The following is a 16,115-nucleotide window of genomic DNA, read 5'->3' on the forward strand; positions in this document are numbered from 1 at the left end:
GGGCGCGGGGAACGGCGCAGTCTTTTGCCTTTAGGGGCGCGGGGAACTGCGCAATCCTTGCCCCCCACCCCCCGAGGCCCGCGGAGAACGGCGCACCCTCGGCCTTCCCCCTTCAGGGGCGCGGGGAACGGCGCAATCTTTGGCCCCCACCCCCCGAGGGCCGCAGGGAACGGCACAACCCTCGGCCTTCGGCATTCAGGGGCGCGGGGAACGGCGCAATCCTTGCCCCCCCACCCCCCCGACGGCCGCAGGGATCGGCGCAACCTTCGCCCCTCAAGGGGCGCGGGGAACGGCGCAACCAGCCCCCACCGACCCGCAGAAGCAACGCGGCGCCAACTACCCCGCATCCAGCGCGGAGCGCCACTCACGAACCGCCGCCGCGGACACCACCCCCGCCCAACCCCCCACCCGCGCCGCACCCCCGATGTGGAACGCGTCCACACCCCCCGCCCGCAGCCGAGCGACATGGTCGAGACGCAACCCCCCGCCCACGAGGAGCTGAGGCTCGTACCCCGCCTCCCCCCGCCGCCCCGCCTCCGCGAGCAACGTCGGCAGCCCTTCGTCCACGCCTCCCACGGCTCCCGCCGTGAGATACGTGTCGAGCCCGGGAAGGTCGGACAGCCGCTTGCGCAGCGCGTCCCGGTCGGCCGCCCGGTCGATCGCCCGGTGGAACGTCCACCCGCAGCCGTCGAGTTCGGCGAGCACGGACTCCAGCGTGGCCAGATCGGGCTCCCCGTTCCCGTCCAGGAACCCGAGCACGAACTCGTCCGCCCCGGCCGCCCGCAGCTCCCGTGCCGCCCGTACGAGTTCCCGTACGTCCCCGGCTGCGAAACCGTCCGCCAGACGCAGCATGACGCGCAGCGAGATGCCGACGGCGGCCCGGATCCCGGCGAAGGTCTCGACCGGCGGGGTGAGCCCGTCGGCGGCCATGTCGGTGACGAGTTCCAGCCGGTCCGCGCCTCCGGCCTCGGCGGCGACCGCGTCCTCGATGTCGAGGGCGATCACCTCCAGGACTGCACGCTTGCTCATAGGACCTCTTCCCTCGGGCGGCTAAGGATGACGGGCTACAGGTCTAGTCCAATACTCAGCCTACGCGACCGCCGTCGGCGAACCGGGGGCAGACACCGGGGCGGACACCAGGGCGAACACCGGGGCGGACAATGGACCGCATGGCCGACCCCGACGCCCTGCGCACCCGCTGGTCCCACACGCTCCACCGAACCCGTGGAACGCAGACCCCCGCCCCCACCCGCACCACCCCCGCCCCCTCGCCGGAGGCCTACGCCGACAACCTCCTCACCCGCTGGTCGGAGCCCCAGCGGCGGTACCACACCCTCGATCACCTCACGGCGGTGCTGGACCACGTCGACGTGCTGGAGAAGGCCGCGGACGACCCGGATCTGGTCCGGCTGGCCGCGTGGTTCCACGACGCGGTCTACCTCCCCGACCGCTCCGAGAACGAGGAACGCTCCGCCCGGCTCGCCGAGCGCGCGCTCCCCGAAGCCGGCCTCTCCGCCGCCGCCACGGCCGAGGTCGCCCGTCTCGTCCGGCTGACCATCACACACGACCCGGCCGTCGACGACCCGAACGGCCAGGTCCTGTGCGACGCCGACCTCGCGATCCTCGCCTCGCCGCCGGACGCGTACGCCGCCTACGCGGCAGCGGTCCGCGAGGAGTACTCCTTCGTGCCCCCGGACGCGTTCCGTGAGGGCCGCGCGGCGATCCTGCGCCAGCTCCTCGATCTGCCGCGCCTCTTCCACACCCCTTACGGGACAAGGGAATGGGAGGGCCCGGCCCGGCACAACCTGACGAGCGAGCTGACCCTGTTGACGGCCTGAACCCCACCCGGTGGAATGGGCTGTCCACCGTCGAGGTTGGCACTTGATATGCCCGTCCCCACGAGCTCCGGCTCACCCACGCCCGCCCGCACGCCACCGTCCGAGACCACGACCAAAGCCACAGCCACGGCCAAGCCCGCGCCCATGCCCCTGGCCGTCTACATCCTCGGGCTCTCCGTCTTCGCCCTGGGCACCAGCGAGTTCATGCTCTCCGGGCTGCTGCCCGCGGTCGCGGACGACATGCACGTGTCCATTCCGCGCGCGGGCCTGCTGATATCCGCCTTCGCGGTCGGCATGGTCGTCGGAGCGCCCCTGCTGGCAGTGGCCACACTCCGGCTGCCCCGCCGCACCACCCTCATCGCGCTCATCAGCGTCTTCGGCCTCGGCCAGATCGCGGGCGCCCTCGCCCCGAACTACACCGTGCTCTTCGTGTCCCGGGTCGTGAGCGCGCTGGCCTGCGCCGGCTTCTGGGCGGTCGGCGCGGCCGTCGCCGTCGCCATGGTCCCGGTGAACGCCCGTGCCCGCGCGCTCGCCGTGATGATCGGCGGCCTGTCGATCGCGAACGTCCTCGGCGTCCCGGCGGGCGCCTTCCTCGGTGAGAGTCTCGGCTGGCGCTCGGCGTTCTGGGCGGTCGGCGCGGCCAGCGCGGTCGCGCTCGTCGGAGTGGCCACCCTCATCCCCCGTATCCCGCTCCCCGACGAGAAGCCGCGGCTCAGGAACGAGCTGCGGATCTACCGCGACCGGCAGGTCTGGCTCACGATCTCGCTGATCGCGTTCTCCGCGGGCGGGGTGTTCTGCGCGTTCAGCTATCTCGCCCCGCTGCTCACGGACGTGGCCGGGCTCGACGAGGGCTGGGTGCCGGCGGTGCTCGCGCTGTTCGGGATCGGCGCGCTCATCGGGACGACAATCGGCGGCCGGATCGCGGACGCGCACCTCTTCGGGGTCCTGCTGTCCGGCATCGCGGCCTCGACGGTCCTGCTCGTGACGCTGGCCCTGCTCGCCCAGTACGCCGTCGCGGCGGCCGTCCTCGCCTTCCTCCTCGGCGTCTCCGCCTTCTACACCGCCCCGGCGCTCAACGCCCGGCTGTTCAACGTCGCGACCGCCGCCCCCACCCTGGCCGCCGCGACCACCACGGCCGCCTTCAACCTCGGCAACACCGGCGGCCCCTGGATCGGCGGCGCCGCCATCGACGCGGGCCTCGGCTTCGCCTCCCCCGCCTGGGCGGGAGCGGCCCTGACCGTCACGGCGGGCGTACTGACGGCGATCTCGCTGCGCCTGTACCGGCGCGCGACACCGTCGCGGGTGGTCACCGGGGCCGCACCCCGGACCGAGGTCGGGGCGGCCAAAATTACCGACCGCTCCGCGAACTGATCACCTATCCTCACCGGCATGCGAGCCATGGGTGGGGACCAGGTGGAAGAGGCCGTCTCGGGTGCGGTGACGGCCCTGCGGGGCGCGGTCGACCGGGACTGGGACGTCGAGGCGGGCCGCCTCGAATGGAGCTGCCGCAGGACGGCGGAGCACATCGCGTCGGACCTCATCGCGTACGCGGGCCAGCTGGCGGGCCGCCCCGCCGACCGCTACGTACCCTTCGACATCACCTTCGAGGAGTGCGAGAACCCCGAGGACGTCCTCCAGGTCGTCGAGGCGACCGGCGCCCTCCTCGCCGCCGCCGTGCGGACCACCCCGCGGGAGGCGCGGGCCTTCCACCCGTACCCCTTCCGCAGCGCGAACCGTGAGGGCTTCGCCGCGATGGGTGTCGCCGAAGTACTCCTGCACACGCACGACATCGCGGAGGGCCTGGGCATCGCGTACGAGCCGCCGGCCGCGCTCTGCGCCGACGTACTGACCCGGATCTTCCCGCGCGTACGCCCCGAACCCGGCCCCGACCACTGGCGGACCCTCCTGTGGGCCACGGGCCGCGGCGAACTGCCCGGCCGGGCGCCCCTCACCACCTGGCGGTGGAGCAACAACCTCGTCATACCGGCCGAACGCCTCACCCTCCAGGGCGTCACCCCCGCAGCCGCCGCCGACCTCACCGCGGGTGGCACCGGCGGCTTCGAGTGGATCGAGGGCGGCCCCTTCCAGGGGACACGCGACGCAGCCAGCATGGTCGTCAAGGCGTACGAGGCCGGGGTGCACCGCCCCGAGTGGGGCATGTTCGTCCTCGTACGGCGTGCGGACGGCCGCGCGGTCGGCGGCATGGGCTTCCACGGCGCCCCGGACGACGAGGGCCGCGCCGAGGTCGGCTACGACCTGGCGGTATCGGCCCGCGGCAACGGTTACGCCACCGAGGCCCTGCGCGCCATGTCCGCCCTGGCGCTCGCCCGCGAGGACGTCTCCTACCTGCTCGCGACGGTGGACCGCACCAACTCCCCTTCCCAGGTCGTGATCTCACGCGCGGGCTTCACCCGGGTGGGCACGGTGGACGACGACGGCGAGCAGTACGCGTACGAGCTACGCGGCTGAGCCCGGTCGCCCCTTCGGCCTGCGCAGCCCGGACGCGTGCAGGATGCGTACGACCTCGCGGCTGCGGACCTGCACCGCGCCCTCCCGTACGGCGTCCTCGTACCGGTGCGAGGGGATGTCGTAGTGGTCGCGCTCGAAGGCGCGGGCGGGGGCGCCCAGCCGCCGCGCGAACGCGTGCAGCTCGTCGAACGACACGTCACTCACCAGGTGGGACCACATGCGCCCGTGCCCCGGCCAGTCGGGCGGGTCGATGTAGACGGTCACGAAGAACTCGCTCCGCTTCCCAGCGCCGGGCCCAGCGCGCCCACCGGGGCGACGCTCACACCGGCCTTGTGACACACCCAGTGCGGGTCGGGCCCCAGCTCCGGCTCCACTTCCAGGGCGTGCGGATCGCCGTCACCGCAGACGGGACAGAGCGGCCAGCGCCCGTACGTCTCCAACAGCGCGTCCTGTACGTCCTGGGCGACCAGCCCGGCCACGTACTCCACACCCTCGGGCCACTGCTCCACCCACCACCGCCGCTGCACGACGGACTCCTCGACCATCGACACGACATCGGCCTCGGCGACCTCCCCCGCCACAAGATCAGCAATAACAAGAGCCCGAGCCGCATGAAGAGCCCGTTCGAGCGGAGCGACGGATGATTCCATACACCCATTGTGCGCCAGCAGATCTCCCGGGACGGCGGGCCCTTCAGGGGCGCGGGTCCCTCAGGGGCGCGGGGAACGGCGCAGTCTTTTGCCTTTAGGGGCGCGGCGAACGGCGCAGTCCGTTGTCTTCAGGGGCGCGGGGAACTGCGCAATCGGTGAGCCGCACGAACAACGGCGCAGCACCCACCCACCAGGACCGCGGGGAACGGCGCAGTCTTTCGTCTTCAGGGGCGCGGGGAACGGCGCAGTCTTTCAAGGGGCGCGGGGAACGGCGCGACCAGCCCCAAGGACCCGCACCCGACACCCCACCCCTTGACCCTCCCCCCACCCGAAAATATCTTTCATACGTGACCCAAGAAGTGAAGGAAATTTTCGCGGGCGAACCCCCGCCACCCCCCGCAGCCCTCGCCGCAAAGGTCCGCACCCTGGCCCCCTCGATGACCCGCTCCATGCAGCGAGTGGCAGAGGCCGTGGCCCAAGACCCCGCAGGCTGCGCGGCCCTCACGGTCACGGGCCTCGCGGAACTGACCGGCACCAGCGAAGCGACGGTCGTCCGCACGGCCCGCCTCCTCGGCTACCCCGGCTACCGCGACCTGCGCCTCGCCCTCGCCGGACTCGCCGCCCAGCAGCAGTCGGGCCGCGCGCCCGCCGTGACCGCCGACATCGCGGTCGACGACCCGATCGCGGACGTCGTCGCCAAGCTGGCGTACGACGAGCAGCAGACGCTCGCCGACACCGCCGCCGCACTGGACACGGTCCAGTTGGGCGCGGCGGTCGGCGCGCTCGCGGCGGCCCGCCGTATCGACGTGTACGGCGTCGGCGCGTCCGGGCTCGTCGCCCAGGACCTCACTCAGAAGCTGCTGCGTATCGGGCTGATAGCCCACGCCCACAACGACCCGCATCTCGCCGTGACCAACGCCGTGCAGTTGCGGGCCAAGGACGTGGCGATCGCGATCACGCACTCCGGGGCGACCGGCGACGTCATCGAGCCGTTGCGGGTCGCGTTCGAGCACGGGGCCACGACGATCGCGATCACGGGCCGGCCGGACGGGCCCGTGACCCAGTACGCGGATCACATCCTGACCACGTCCACGGCCCGGGAGAGCGAGTTGCGGCCGGCGGCGATGTCGTCCCGGACGAGCCAACTGCTGGTGGTGGACTGCCTGTTCATCGGTGTCGCCCAGCGGACGTACGAGACGGCGGCGCCGGCGCTGTCCGCGTCGTACGAGGCGTTGGCCCACCGTCATCGGAGTACGCCGCGGTAGGGAGGGCCGGGGTTCGTCCGCGGGCCGGTGGGACCGATCGCGCCCACGCGGCGGATCCGCATGTACGACACAGCCCCGCGCCCCTCAACCCACCCACACCCCTCAACGCACCCGCACCAGAAAGAGTCGCCGTACATGACCTCAAGCGCCGACGCCACCGACGCCCCCTCGCCCTCCGAGTACCGCAGTGTGCGGGCCGAGTTGGAGGGCCTGACCACGGAGGCGTTCCGCCCCGAGCACTCCGACATCGACCGACTGCCGACGCTGGACATCGCGAAGATCATGAACGGCGAGGACGCCACCGTGCCGACCGCCGTCGCCGCGCAGCTGCCGAACATCGCGGCCGCGATCGACGCGATCGCGGAGCGGATGGGGCGCGGCGGCCGGCTCGTCTACGCCGGCGCCGGCACCGCCGGACGGCTCGGCGTGCTGGACGCGTCGGAGTGCCCGCCGACGTTCAACACGGACCCGGCGGAGGTCGTCGGCCTGATCGCGGGCGGTCCGGCCGCGATGACGACGTCGGCCGAGGGGGCGGAGGACTCCGCGGAGCTGGCCGTCGAGGACCTGTCCGCGCTCGGCCTCACGGCGGACGACACGGTCGTCGGCGTCTCCGCCTCGGGCCGCACCCCGTACGCGATCGGGGCGGTCGAGCACGCCCGCGCACTCGGCGCCCTCACGGTCGGCCTGTCCTGCAACGCGGACAGCGCGCTGGCGGCAGCGGCGGAGCACGGCATCGAGGTCGTGGTGGGCCCCGAACTGCTGACGGGCTCCACCCGGCTGAAGGCGGGCACGGCGCAGAAGCTCGTCCTGAACATGCTCTCGACGATCACGATGATCCGCCTGGGCAAGACGTACGGGAACCTGATGGTCGACGTACGCGCCTCGAACGAGAAGCTGCGGGCGCGTTCCCGCCGGATCGTCGCGCTCGCCACGGGTGCGTCCGACGAGGAGATCGAGGCGGCGCTGGCCGCGACGGACGGCGAGGTCAAGAACGCCATCCTCACGATCCTGGGCACCGTGGACGCCCCCACGGCCGCCCACCTCCTCAAAACAACGAACGGCCACCTACGCGAAGCCCTGGCAACAACCCACCGCCCGTGACGTCCCGCTTCGAGGGGCGCTCATAGGGGCGCGGGGAACGGCGCAGTCTTTTTCCGTCAGGGGCGCGGGGAACGGCGCAATCCTTTCGCCCCTAAGGGGCGCGGGGAACGGCGCGACCAGCCCCCACGGACCCGCACCCGACAACCACTCCACACTCCACACTCCACACCCCACACTGTCAGTACCACATGCGACGCTGATAAAGCCGTGAAGCCAATCGGAAGGGACCCCAAGAGCCGTGAACCACGCGCAACTGACCGCCCTGGGCAGAGCCCTCCGCGTGCTGGGCGAGCACGGAGACGCCCTCTCCACCGAGATGCCCGACGCCAAGCTCCACGAGGTGAAGGCGGATCTGAAGCGCGCCCTGGACCTCCTGGACGAGACCGTCACCACCGCGGCCCCCACCACCCGCTGCGCGGAACACCCCACGGGCCCGGTGGACGAGGACGCCCCCGACCTGTGCCTGCTCTGCGAGACCCGCCGCCGCCTCGCGCGCCGCTCGAACGTCAACAACTCGTTCCAGGACTCCTACCCGCAGGGCCGCCCGACGGCCCCGGACGAGAACTCCGAGCGCACCACGTCCCGTTACGGCGTCCGGGGCGACCGGCCCCAGCCCCAGCAGCGCTGGCTGCCGGAGATGTGGACCGGCCAGGCCTGGCAGCTGTGCGGCACGCCCCGCCGCGACAAGCAGGAGGCCGAGCTGTATCTCGCCGCACAGCGCCGCACCCCCCGCCCGAGCATGGCGTACCGGCTGGTCCACGAGTTCACGGACTACGAGGTGCTGCGCGTCTGGGGCACGCCGGTGAAGGTCGACATCGAACCGATGGGAAACCTCTAGCGCCGGACGGAGCCGGAACTAACGCCGGGGCCGGTGGCCCGAGACCTCCCCGATCCACTCGACGAAGGCACCCGGATCCTGGTCGGCCCCGTGCCCCGCGTCCCAGTAGTACGCGGTGTCGACGTCGTCACCCAGGCTCGTGAGACGGGCAGAGAGGTTGCCGGCTATCGAGAGTGAGGTGTCGGTGTCCTTGGTGCCGAGGCGTATCCACCAGTGCTTCGCCCGGTCGCGGTTGAGGTCCTCGACGAGGTGGTGCATCGGGTTCATCAGGTCGAGCTTGGCGGGGATGTCGGCGTCCAGGCGCGCACTGTCACCGCTCTCGTGCCGCAGGCTGTAGAGCGTGAAGTGCCGGGCCTTCGTGGTCCCCGTGCCGAACAGGTTGTTCTCGGGGGTGGCCAGGGTGAAGCCGTCGAACGACGGCGCGTTCTTCTTCCGGGCGCCCACGTGCGTGAGGAATCCGTCCCAGGAAAAGGCGGCCCGCCCACCCGAGCCGCCACCGGACACACCACCTCCGGACCAGGTGATGAAGGGATTCGCGTCGAGATAGGCGGCCCGGTCCGCGTCCGGCAGCGCCGCCAGGTACCGCGTGGCCGACGGCTCCAGATGTGTCTTCAGCAGGTACGCGTCCAGGTTGCGCGCGGTGAGGGCACCGAAGCCCTTCGCCCGCAGCCCGAGCGTGGCCAGGTGCTCGGCGTACGCGGCCCTCAGCTCCCCCGAGACGGTCGGATCGACCTGCGCGCCGCCGCTCAGCGGGTTGGCGCCCCAGCACCACTCGTACGCCATGTCGGCGTGTTCGAGGTCGATGATCGGGCACCACGCACCGGCGGCGAAGATCGCGTCGCTCGTGTCGGCCGCACCGATCGCCTTCAGGTACGGCTCGTAGAGCGGACTGTCCCCGGACGCGCCGAGCAGCGCGGACAGCGCCCCGCCCGCGCTGACACCGGACGAGACGATCCGCCGTACGTCGCCGGGGACGCGGCCCCTGTTGAACTTCAGGTACCGCACGGCGGCCTTCAGGTCGACGATGACGGCCGGTGCCGTCCCGTAGTAGACCCCGGAGGCGTCGACGAGCGTACGACCGCGGGCGCCGGGCTCCACGACGACGTACCCGGCGGCCAGCGCGAGCGCCTGGCGGCTGGTTCCGCCGCCCATCCCGGAGGCGACGATGCCGGTGTTGTTCGCCACGGACGACGGCATGTAGCCGCCGATGCCGTTGGCGAGGAGGATCGGCGCGTCCGTGGCGTCGACGGCCGTGCCGTCGATCCGCACCGGCACGCTGACGTTCAGGGACTGGTAGGCCGCGTCGACCGGCGCGGCCACGTAGGAGGCGACCTTGTAGAAGCGGTACACGACCTCGTGGGCGACGCCGCCGGTGTCCTCGACGGTGAGGGTCGACTCGGCGTAGGCGTCAGGATCGAAGACGAGATCCGCCGAGCCCCCCGCCCCGGCCCGCCGGTCCTGCGAGGCGGCGGCCCGCGCCCCGGAACCGAACCCCACCGCCGTCCCCACCGTCGCCGCGGTTGCCCCCATGACCACTGCTCTGCGCTTCACGTCCGTCTCCTGTCCTCAAGCACGGCTCGAAGCACCCAGTGCACCAGCCGTTCCTGAGGACTTCCCTGCCCCTCCGACGACACCAAAGGGAACCGGCCACCACCCCGAAAGCCCACGTCCTGCCTGCTCCACCGCCATACCGAACGAATCGCCCACAAAATTGTCAGCAATTTTGACGCAAATCCGCACGGCCCATCGCCCTACCCCAGCGGGCTCAGCCCCGCCGCCGTCAAGCGGAACAAGCGGTCCGCCTCCGCCGCCGGGTTCGGGTGGTGTTCCGTGGCCAGCACGATGCCTACCGCGAGCGTGATCAGGTCGGCGACCGTGACGCCCGTCGCCACCGCGCCGTCCCGCGCGGCGCGGTGGAGCAGTGGGCCGCCCGCCTCCTCCAGCGACCGCGAGCACGAGTTCTCGTGCATCGGGTCGGCCGGAGAGCCGTCGTACGTCAGCGCGGCGGCCAGCCCGCGCGCGGAGACGCAGTAGGCGACGACATCGCCCATCCACTCCAGCAGGGCATCCCTGCTGTCGCCCTGGTCCGTCAGCTCCTCGGCGCGCACGCAGAGCGCCTCGATCCGCGTCCGCGACACCGCCTCCAGCAGCGCGCGGCGCGTCGGGAAGTGCCGGCGGACCGTGGCGGACCCGACCCCCGCCGTGCGCGCGATCTGCTCCAGGGACGCGTCCGCCCCGTGCGCGGCGACCTCTTCCTCGGCCACCGCGAGGATGCGCGCGTAGTTGCGCCTGGCGTCGGCGCGCTGATGGTCGGGCATCGGATCTCACCTCGTGCTTTGTCAAACGGCGGGCCCCGCCATATCTTAGGCGAAGAGGAAACGGCGGGCCCCGCCGTTTTGCTGCGTCAGCGCCTCCGAGGAGCATCCGCATGCCCAAGAACACCGGCTCAGACTCCGCACCCGTCCTGGTCACGGGCGCCACCGGCAGACAGGGCGGCGCCACCGCCCGCGCCCTGCTCACGGCGGGGATTCCCGTACGGGCGCTGGTACGCGACCCGGCCACGGCCCGCGCCAAGGCCGTCGAGGCGCTCGGCGCGGAGCTGGTCACCGGCGATCTCCACGACCGCGACTCCGTGACGCGCGCGGCGGAAGGCGTCCGCGCGGTCTTCTCCGTACAGATGCCCGGCCTCACGGAGGACGGCTTCGACTTCGACGGGGAGGTGCGGCAGGGCGTCAACCTCATCGAGGGCGCCAGGGCGGCCGGGGTGCCGCAGTTCGTGCACACCTCCGTCAGCGGTGCGGGTCAGCACACCGAGGACCCCGGCTGGGCCGAGGGCCGGTGGGCATCGACGGCGGCCACGCTGGAAGCCAAGCGGGAGATCCAGGACCGGCTCCGCGAGGCGGGCTTCCCCCGCTGGACGCTGCTCAAGCCGGGCTTCTTCATGGAGAACTTCCTCCCCTCCATGCGGTTCCTGTTCCCGCGCGGGGTCGAAGGCGGCATCGTGAGCGTGCTCAAGCCCACGACCCACCTGTCGCTCGCCGCCGTGGACGACATCGGCACGGCGGCAGCCGCGGCCGTCGCCGCGCCGGAACGGTTCGACCGCGTCGAGCTGGAACTGGCCAGCGACTACCTGTCGATGGCGCGGATCGCCGAGATCCTCTCCCTGGCACTGGGTACGCACCTGCCCGCGCCGGACATGACGGAGGAGCAGGCGCTGGCCGCGGGCATGCCGGCGATGGGTGCCTCGCACGAGCGGCTGAACGTGGTGGGTCAGCCGGGCCGTCCCCAGTACGCCCGCGACCTCGGAATCGAGCTGACCCCCTTCGAACGGTGGACAACCCAACACCTGACCCCGACGACCTGACCCCGCCCCCACCCTCCCCCGTCGTCCACGCATGGGGGCTCCGCCCCCTCGCCCCCTTCGCGCAGTTCCCCGCGCCCCTAGGCCCCTAGGCACCAAGGGGCGCGGGGAACTGCGCAATCCTTTGGGCCCGCCCCCACCGACCCGCAGTCGAAGGCGCCCCCGCCCGAGACTCAGCTGAGCGAGCGCAGCGCCACCGCGTCGAACGCGGCCAGTTCCCCGAACCGTCCGCCCAGTACCTTCACGGCCCATTCCGGGTCCTGGAGCAGCGCGCGGCCGACCGCGATCATGTCGAACTCCTCGTTCTCCAGCCGGTCGAGCAGATCGTCGAGGCCCTTGACCGGCGCACCCTCACCACGGAAGCCCTTGAGGAAGTCCCCGTCGAGGCCGACCGAGCCGACGGTGATGACGGGCTTGCCGGTGAGCTTCTTCGTCCAGCCGGCCAGGTTCAGCTCGGAGCCGTCGAACTCCGGCAGCCAGTAGCGCCGCGTCGACGCGTGGAAGGCGTCCACTCCGGCCGCGGCCAGGGGCGCGAGCAGGGATTCAAGCTCCGCCGGGGTCTCCGCCAGGCGCGCCTTGTACACGTCCTGCTTCCACTGCGAGTAGCGGAAGAGGACAGGGAAGGCAGGCGAGACTACCGCCCGCACCGCGGCCACGATCTCCGCGGCGAACTTCGTACGGGCTACGAGGTCCCCGCCGTATCCGTCCGTGCGGCGGTTGGTGCCCGCCCACAGGAACTGGTCGAGCAGATAGCCGTGCGCGCCGTGCAGTTCGACCCCGTCGAAGCCGATGCGCTCGGCGTCGGCGGCGGCGTCGGCGAAGGCCTGGATGACGTCGTCGAGGTCGGCCTGGGTCATCTCCTTGCCCTGGCCGGCGGTGCCGTCCATGCGCAGGCCGGACGGGCCGACCGCGGGCGCGTCCGCGTACGGCGGCTCCCCGGCGGAGCGCACCATGCCGATGTGCCAGAGCTGCGGCACGATCGTCCCGCCCGCCGCGTGCACGTCCGCGGCGACCTTCGCCCATCCCGCGAGCTGCTCCTCGCCGTGGAACCGCGGCACCCGGTCGCTGTTCCCGGCGGACTCGTGGTCCACGTACGTGCCCTCGGTGACGATGAGGCCGACACCGGCGGCGGCTCGGCGCGCGTAGTACGACGCCACGTCCTCCCCCGGTACTCCGCCCGGCGAGAACTGCCGGGTCATCGGCGCCATCGCGATCCGGTTCGGAACGGTCAGGCCGTTGAGGGCGACGGGCCGGGAAAGGACCTCGGCGGCGCGGGAGGCGGAGGGGGCGACAGTCACGTGGGGGCTCCTCATGGGGGGAGGGAGGGGATTGCACATCCCGTCGGGTATGTGCATACGCATGGATAACTCCCCGGACAACCATCCCGGCGCCCGATGCATTCCTCCGCCCCCACCCACCCCTGTGACCCCGGACACGATCCCGGCGTGACCCCGGAAGCAGCCCCGGGCACGACCCCGGGAACGCCCGAGGGCGGCACCCCTGGAATGGGGTGCCGCCCTCGGTTCGTACAACTGTGGTGAAGCGGTGCCGCGGCGGTGGACCGCCGATCCGTTTCCGGATCAGAAGTCCATGTCACCGCCCGGCATGCCGCCACCGGCGCCGGCGCCGGCCGAAGCCTTCTCCGGCTTGTCGGCGATGACGGCCTCGGTGGTGAGGAACAGCGCGGCGATGGAGGCGGCGTTCTGCAGGGCAGAGCGCGTGACCTTCGCCGGGTCGATGATGCCTTCGGCGATCATGTCCACGTACTCACCGGTCGCGGCGTTGAGGCCGTGACCGACGGGCAGGTTGCGGACCTTCTCGACGATGACGCCACCCTCGAGACCACCGTTGACGGCGATCTGCTTGAGCGGGGCCTCCAGGGCGAGCTTCACGGCGTTCGCGCCGGTCGCCTCGTCACCCGTGAGCTCGAGCTTCTCGAACACCGAGGAAGCCTGGAGCAGAGCCACGCCACCACCGGCGACGATGCCCTCCTCGACGGCCGCCTTCGCGTTGCGAACGGCGTCCTCGATGCGGTGCTTGCGCTCCTTGAGCTCGACCTCGGTGGCGGCACCGGCCTTGATGACGGCCACGCCGCCGGCCAGCTTCGCCAGGCGCTCCTGGAGCTTCTCGCGGTCGTAGTCCGAGTCCGAGTTCTCGATCTCGGCACGGATCTGGTTGACCCGGCCCTGGACCTGGTCGGCGGAGCCGGAGCCGTCCACGATCGTGGTCTCGTCCTTGGTGATGACGACCTTGCGGGCACGGCCCAGCAGGTCCAGACCCGCGTTCTCCAGCTTCAGGCCGACCTCCTCGGAGATGACCTCGCCGCCCGTGAGGATGGCGATGTCGCCGAGCATGGCCTTGCGGCGGTCACCGAAGCCCGGAGCCTTGACGGCGACGGACTTGAAGGTGCCACGGATCTTGTTGACGACCAGCGTCGACAGCGCCTCTCCCTCGACGTCCTCGGCGATGATCAGCAGCGGCTTGCCGCCCTGCATGACCTTCTCGAGGAGCGGGAGCAGGTCCTTGACGTTGGCGATCTTCGAGTTGGCGATCAGGATGTACGGGTCGTCGAGGACGGCCTCCATACGCTCCATGTCGGTGGCGAAGTACGCCGAGATGTAGCCCTTGTCGAAGCGCATGCCCTCGGTGAGCTCAAGCTCAAGACCGAAGGTCTGCGACTCCTCGACGGTGATGACGCCTTCCTTGCCGACCTTGTCCATCGCCTCGGCGATGAGCTCGCCGATCTGGGTGTCGGCGGCGGAGATGGAGGCCGTGGAAGCGATCTGCTCCTTGGTCTCGACATCCTTGGCCTGCTCGAGAAGGGCACCGGAGACGGCCTCGACGGCCTTCTCGATACCGCGCTTGAGGGCCATCGGGTTGGCGCCGGCGGCTACGTTGCGCAGACCCTCGCGGACCAGCGCCTGGGCGAGCACGGTCGCCGTGGTCGTTCCGTCGCCGGCGACGTCGTCCGTCTTCTTGGCGACTTCCTTGACCAGCTCTGCGCCGATCTTCTCGTACGGGTCCTCAAGCTCGATCTCCTTGGCGATGGAAACACCATCGTTGGTGATCGTGGGGGCGCCCCACTTCTTCTCTAGGACGACGTTGCGGCCCTTGGGGCCAAGGGTGACCTTGACGGCGTCGGCGAGCTGGTTCATCCCGCGCTCGAGACCGCGCCGTGCCTCCTCGTCGAACGCGATGATCTTGGCCATGTGAAGTGGTCCTCCCGGACTGGGGTGGAATCTCCAGGACCGCGCCCGCGCCCGCGACGGACGGCCTGCAGACCTCGTGGTTCCTTGCCCCACCCGGTCTGCGGGCCTCACTGACCCGATCCTCGTTGTCACTCTCACCTGCAGAGTGCTAACGCCAATGATTAGCACTCGACCCATGCGAGTGCAAGCGTCTCTCAATGATCCGCAGGTGGGAGGGGGTGAGGGGAGAGGGCGCTCGATGACCATGGGGCGCACGCGCGACCCCCGAACGCCCCGCGCACGACTCCGGCGCCGGCATGCCGAAGGGCCCGCGCCCGGGTCGCCGGCATGCCGAAGGGCCCGTACCCGGGAGGTACGAGCCCTTCGGAAGAAGAACGTCGCTGCAGTAAGTCGGCGCGTGCTTCAGCCGGTCGCCAGTCGGACCATGTCCGCCTGCGGCCCCTTCTGGCCCTGCGAGATCTCAAAATCGACCCGCTGACCCTCTTCCAGGGTGCGGTAGCCGTCCATCTGAATCGCGCTGTAGTGGACGAATACATCCGCACCACCGTCGACCGCGATGAAGCCGTACCCCTTCTCCGCGTTGAACCATTTGACGGTGCCCTGAGCCATGCCTAACTCCCCTATTACTGGCCCTTGCACAGACCCGCACTTCGCGGATCCGGGTCAGACCTCACCCCCCAACGGTTGGGGGTGTGCGCCGGAACGCGTCGACCGCGGCTGAATGTATCCGTCCAACTGCCGTCTGCAACAGGTCAATCCGACGAGAATTCCGGGCACGGATGATCGGAAATATGTGAAGGATTTACGCAGATTCAGGGCAAGTCGGGCCCGGTAAATGCCATAAACGGCTCAAAAGGACCAGTTACTTTGGCTGCTTCTTGTCGGGCCCCGGGCGCGAACTCATATGCGCCGACCTTGCGAAGCGAAGCAGCTTCCCCAACTGTACCGCGCTCAACCATACAGAATTGCCCCCTCCGCTTCAGTCGCGGAGAGGGCAATTCGATGAACTCTGCGTGTTCGACATTACCAAGGGTAATGATCAGCGGCGCCGAGCGGGCCCCGGACGGGACGCCGTGCGGGGCGCTCAGCCTCCGGCGACCGCCGGGATGATCGAGACCCCGACGCCGTCCGGCGTGGCCGTCTCAAGACCCTGCTCGAAGCGGACGTCGTCGTCGTTCACGTACACGTTGACGAACCGCCGCAGCTTGCCCTGGTCGTCCAGGACACGGGCCGCGATACCGGTGTGGTTCTTCTCCAGATCGGCGATGACCTCGGCGAGGGTCGCCCCTTCGGCGGCCACTTCGGCCTGGCCACCCGTGTAGGTACGCAGAATGGTGGGGATACGGACGTTGACGCTCACGGGACCTCCATCAGGTAGGGCTGT

16 protein-coding genes are annotated in these 16,115 nt (G+C 71.0%); 7 read left to right on the top strand and 9 right to left on the bottom strand.

Annotation, left to right across the window (positions count from 1 at the left end):
• Nucleotides 1–336 precede the first annotated feature (336 nt).
• The gene (locus tag ACZ60E_RS36365) at nucleotides 337–1,029 is read right to left on the bottom strand and encodes a copper homeostasis protein CutC (protein ID WP_469446146.1); all 693 of its coding nucleotides are present in this window, start codon (nucleotides 1,027–1,029) and stop codon (nucleotides 337–339) included.
• A gap of 140 nt (nucleotides 1,030–1,169) precedes the next feature.
• On the opposite strand from ACZ60E_RS36365, the gene ACZ60E_RS36370 reads away from it, so the two are divergent.
• From ACZ60E_RS36370 to ACZ60E_RS36380, 3 genes are all read left to right on the top strand, one after another.
• Entirely contained in the window at nucleotides 1,170–1,838 is a 669-nt protein-coding gene (locus tag ACZ60E_RS36370; RefSeq protein WP_469446148.1) for an HD domain-containing protein, read from the top strand.
• Between the two features lie 144 nt (nucleotides 1,839–1,982).
• The gene (locus ACZ60E_RS36375) at nucleotides 1,983–3,209 is read left to right on the top strand and encodes a Cmx/CmrA family chloramphenicol efflux MFS transporter (RefSeq protein WP_384811177.1); all 1,227 of its coding nucleotides are present in this window, start codon (nucleotides 1,983–1,985) and stop codon (nucleotides 3,207–3,209) included.
• An 18-nt stretch (nucleotides 3,210–3,227) separates the two neighbouring features.
• Nucleotides 3,228–4,307 (top strand): GNAT family N-acetyltransferase, encoded by a 1,080-nt coding sequence (locus tag ACZ60E_RS36380; protein ID WP_469446150.1) that lies wholly within the window; start codon nucleotides 3,228–3,230, stop codon nucleotides 4,305–4,307.
• On the opposite strand, the gene ACZ60E_RS36385 is transcribed toward ACZ60E_RS36380, so the two are convergent.
• Nucleotides 4,296–4,571, bottom strand: a complete 276-nt coding sequence (locus ACZ60E_RS36385) for a DUF4031 domain-containing protein (RefSeq protein WP_107015337.1) — start codon at nucleotides 4,569–4,571, stop codon at nucleotides 4,296–4,298. The two genes, ACZ60E_RS36380 and ACZ60E_RS36385, sit on opposite strands and share 12 nt — an antisense overlap.
• Complete coding sequence (locus ACZ60E_RS36390; protein ID WP_385838624.1) at nucleotides 4,568–4,957, bottom strand: hypothetical protein; 390 nt, start codon at nucleotides 4,955–4,957, stop codon at nucleotides 4,568–4,570. Before ACZ60E_RS36390 ends, ACZ60E_RS36385 begins: the two co-directional genes overlap by 4 nt.
• A 347-nt stretch (nucleotides 4,958–5,304) precedes the next feature.
• Between ACZ60E_RS36390 and ACZ60E_RS36395 the strand changes: the two genes are divergently transcribed.
• The 3 genes from ACZ60E_RS36395 to ACZ60E_RS36405 all read left to right on the top strand — a co-directional run bounded on the left by ACZ60E_RS36395 (nucleotide 5,305) and on the right by ACZ60E_RS36405 (nucleotide 8,161).
• Complete coding sequence (locus ACZ60E_RS36395) at nucleotides 5,305–6,222, top strand: MurR/RpiR family transcriptional regulator (RefSeq protein ID WP_210881123.1); 918 nt, start codon at nucleotides 5,305–5,307, stop codon at nucleotides 6,220–6,222.
• Between the two features lie 135 nt (nucleotides 6,223–6,357).
• Nucleotides 6,358–7,323 (top strand): N-acetylmuramic acid 6-phosphate etherase, encoded by a 966-nt coding sequence (murQ, locus tag ACZ60E_RS36400; protein WP_384811168.1) that lies wholly within the window; start codon nucleotides 6,358–6,360, stop codon nucleotides 7,321–7,323.
• Nucleotides 7,324–7,561: 238 nt separating this feature from the next.
• Nucleotides 7,562–8,161 (top strand): hypothetical protein, encoded by a 600-nt coding sequence (locus ACZ60E_RS36405; protein ID WP_469446152.1) that lies wholly within the window; start codon nucleotides 7,562–7,564, stop codon nucleotides 8,159–8,161.
• A gap of 18 nt (nucleotides 8,162–8,179) precedes the next feature.
• Here ACZ60E_RS36405 and ACZ60E_RS36410 read toward each other — a convergent pair whose 3' ends face one another.
• Both ACZ60E_RS36410 and ACZ60E_RS36415 read right to left on the bottom strand, forming a co-directional pair.
• Nucleotides 8,180–9,712: a subtype B tannase gene (locus ACZ60E_RS36410; protein WP_469446154.1), complete on the bottom strand. Its 1,533-nt coding sequence runs from the start codon at nucleotides 9,710–9,712 to the stop codon at nucleotides 8,180–8,182.
• 200 nt (nucleotides 9,713–9,912) lie between these two features.
• Nucleotides 9,913–10,479 carry a TetR/AcrR family transcriptional regulator gene (locus tag ACZ60E_RS36415; protein ID WP_469446156.1) on the bottom strand — a complete coding sequence of 189 codons (567 nt, stop codon included), beginning with the start codon at nucleotides 10,477–10,479 and terminating at the stop codon, nucleotides 9,913–9,915.
• A 110-nt stretch (nucleotides 10,480–10,589) separates the two neighbouring features.
• Here ACZ60E_RS36415 and ACZ60E_RS36420 point away from each other — a divergent pair, with 110 nt between their 5' ends.
• Nucleotides 10,590–11,525 carry an NmrA family NAD(P)-binding protein gene (locus ACZ60E_RS36420; RefSeq protein ID WP_469446158.1) on the top strand — a complete coding sequence of 312 codons (936 nt, stop codon included), beginning with the start codon at nucleotides 10,590–10,592 and terminating at the stop codon, nucleotides 11,523–11,525.
• Between the two features lie 170 nt (nucleotides 11,526–11,695).
• Here ACZ60E_RS36420 and ACZ60E_RS36425 read toward each other — a convergent pair whose 3' ends face one another.
• The 4 genes from ACZ60E_RS36425 to ACZ60E_RS36440 form a co-directional block, all read right to left on the bottom strand.
• Entirely contained in the window at nucleotides 11,696–12,835 is a 1,140-nt protein-coding gene (locus ACZ60E_RS36425) for an NADH:flavin oxidoreductase (protein ID WP_469446161.1), read from the bottom strand.
• Between the two features lie 267 nt (nucleotides 12,836–13,102).
• Nucleotides 13,103–14,731 (bottom strand): chaperonin GroEL, encoded by a 1,629-nt coding sequence (groL, locus tag ACZ60E_RS36430; protein WP_107015329.1) that lies wholly within the window; start codon nucleotides 14,729–14,731, stop codon nucleotides 13,103–13,105.
• 402 nt (nucleotides 14,732–15,133) lie between these two features.
• Nucleotides 15,134–15,340: a cold-shock protein gene (locus ACZ60E_RS36435; RefSeq protein ID WP_007493268.1), complete on the bottom strand. Its 207-nt coding sequence runs from the start codon at nucleotides 15,338–15,340 to the stop codon at nucleotides 15,134–15,136.
• A 475-nt stretch (nucleotides 15,341–15,815) separates the two neighbouring features.
• On the bottom strand, nucleotides 15,816–16,091 hold the full coding sequence (locus tag ACZ60E_RS36440) for a MoaD/ThiS family protein (protein ID WP_210881130.1): 276 nt from the start codon (nucleotides 16,089–16,091) through the stop codon (nucleotides 15,816–15,818).
• Between the last annotated feature and the right edge of the window lie 24 nt (nucleotides 16,092–16,115).

The sequence above is a fragment of the Streptomyces sp. NPDC102514 genome (assembly GCF_055584525.1).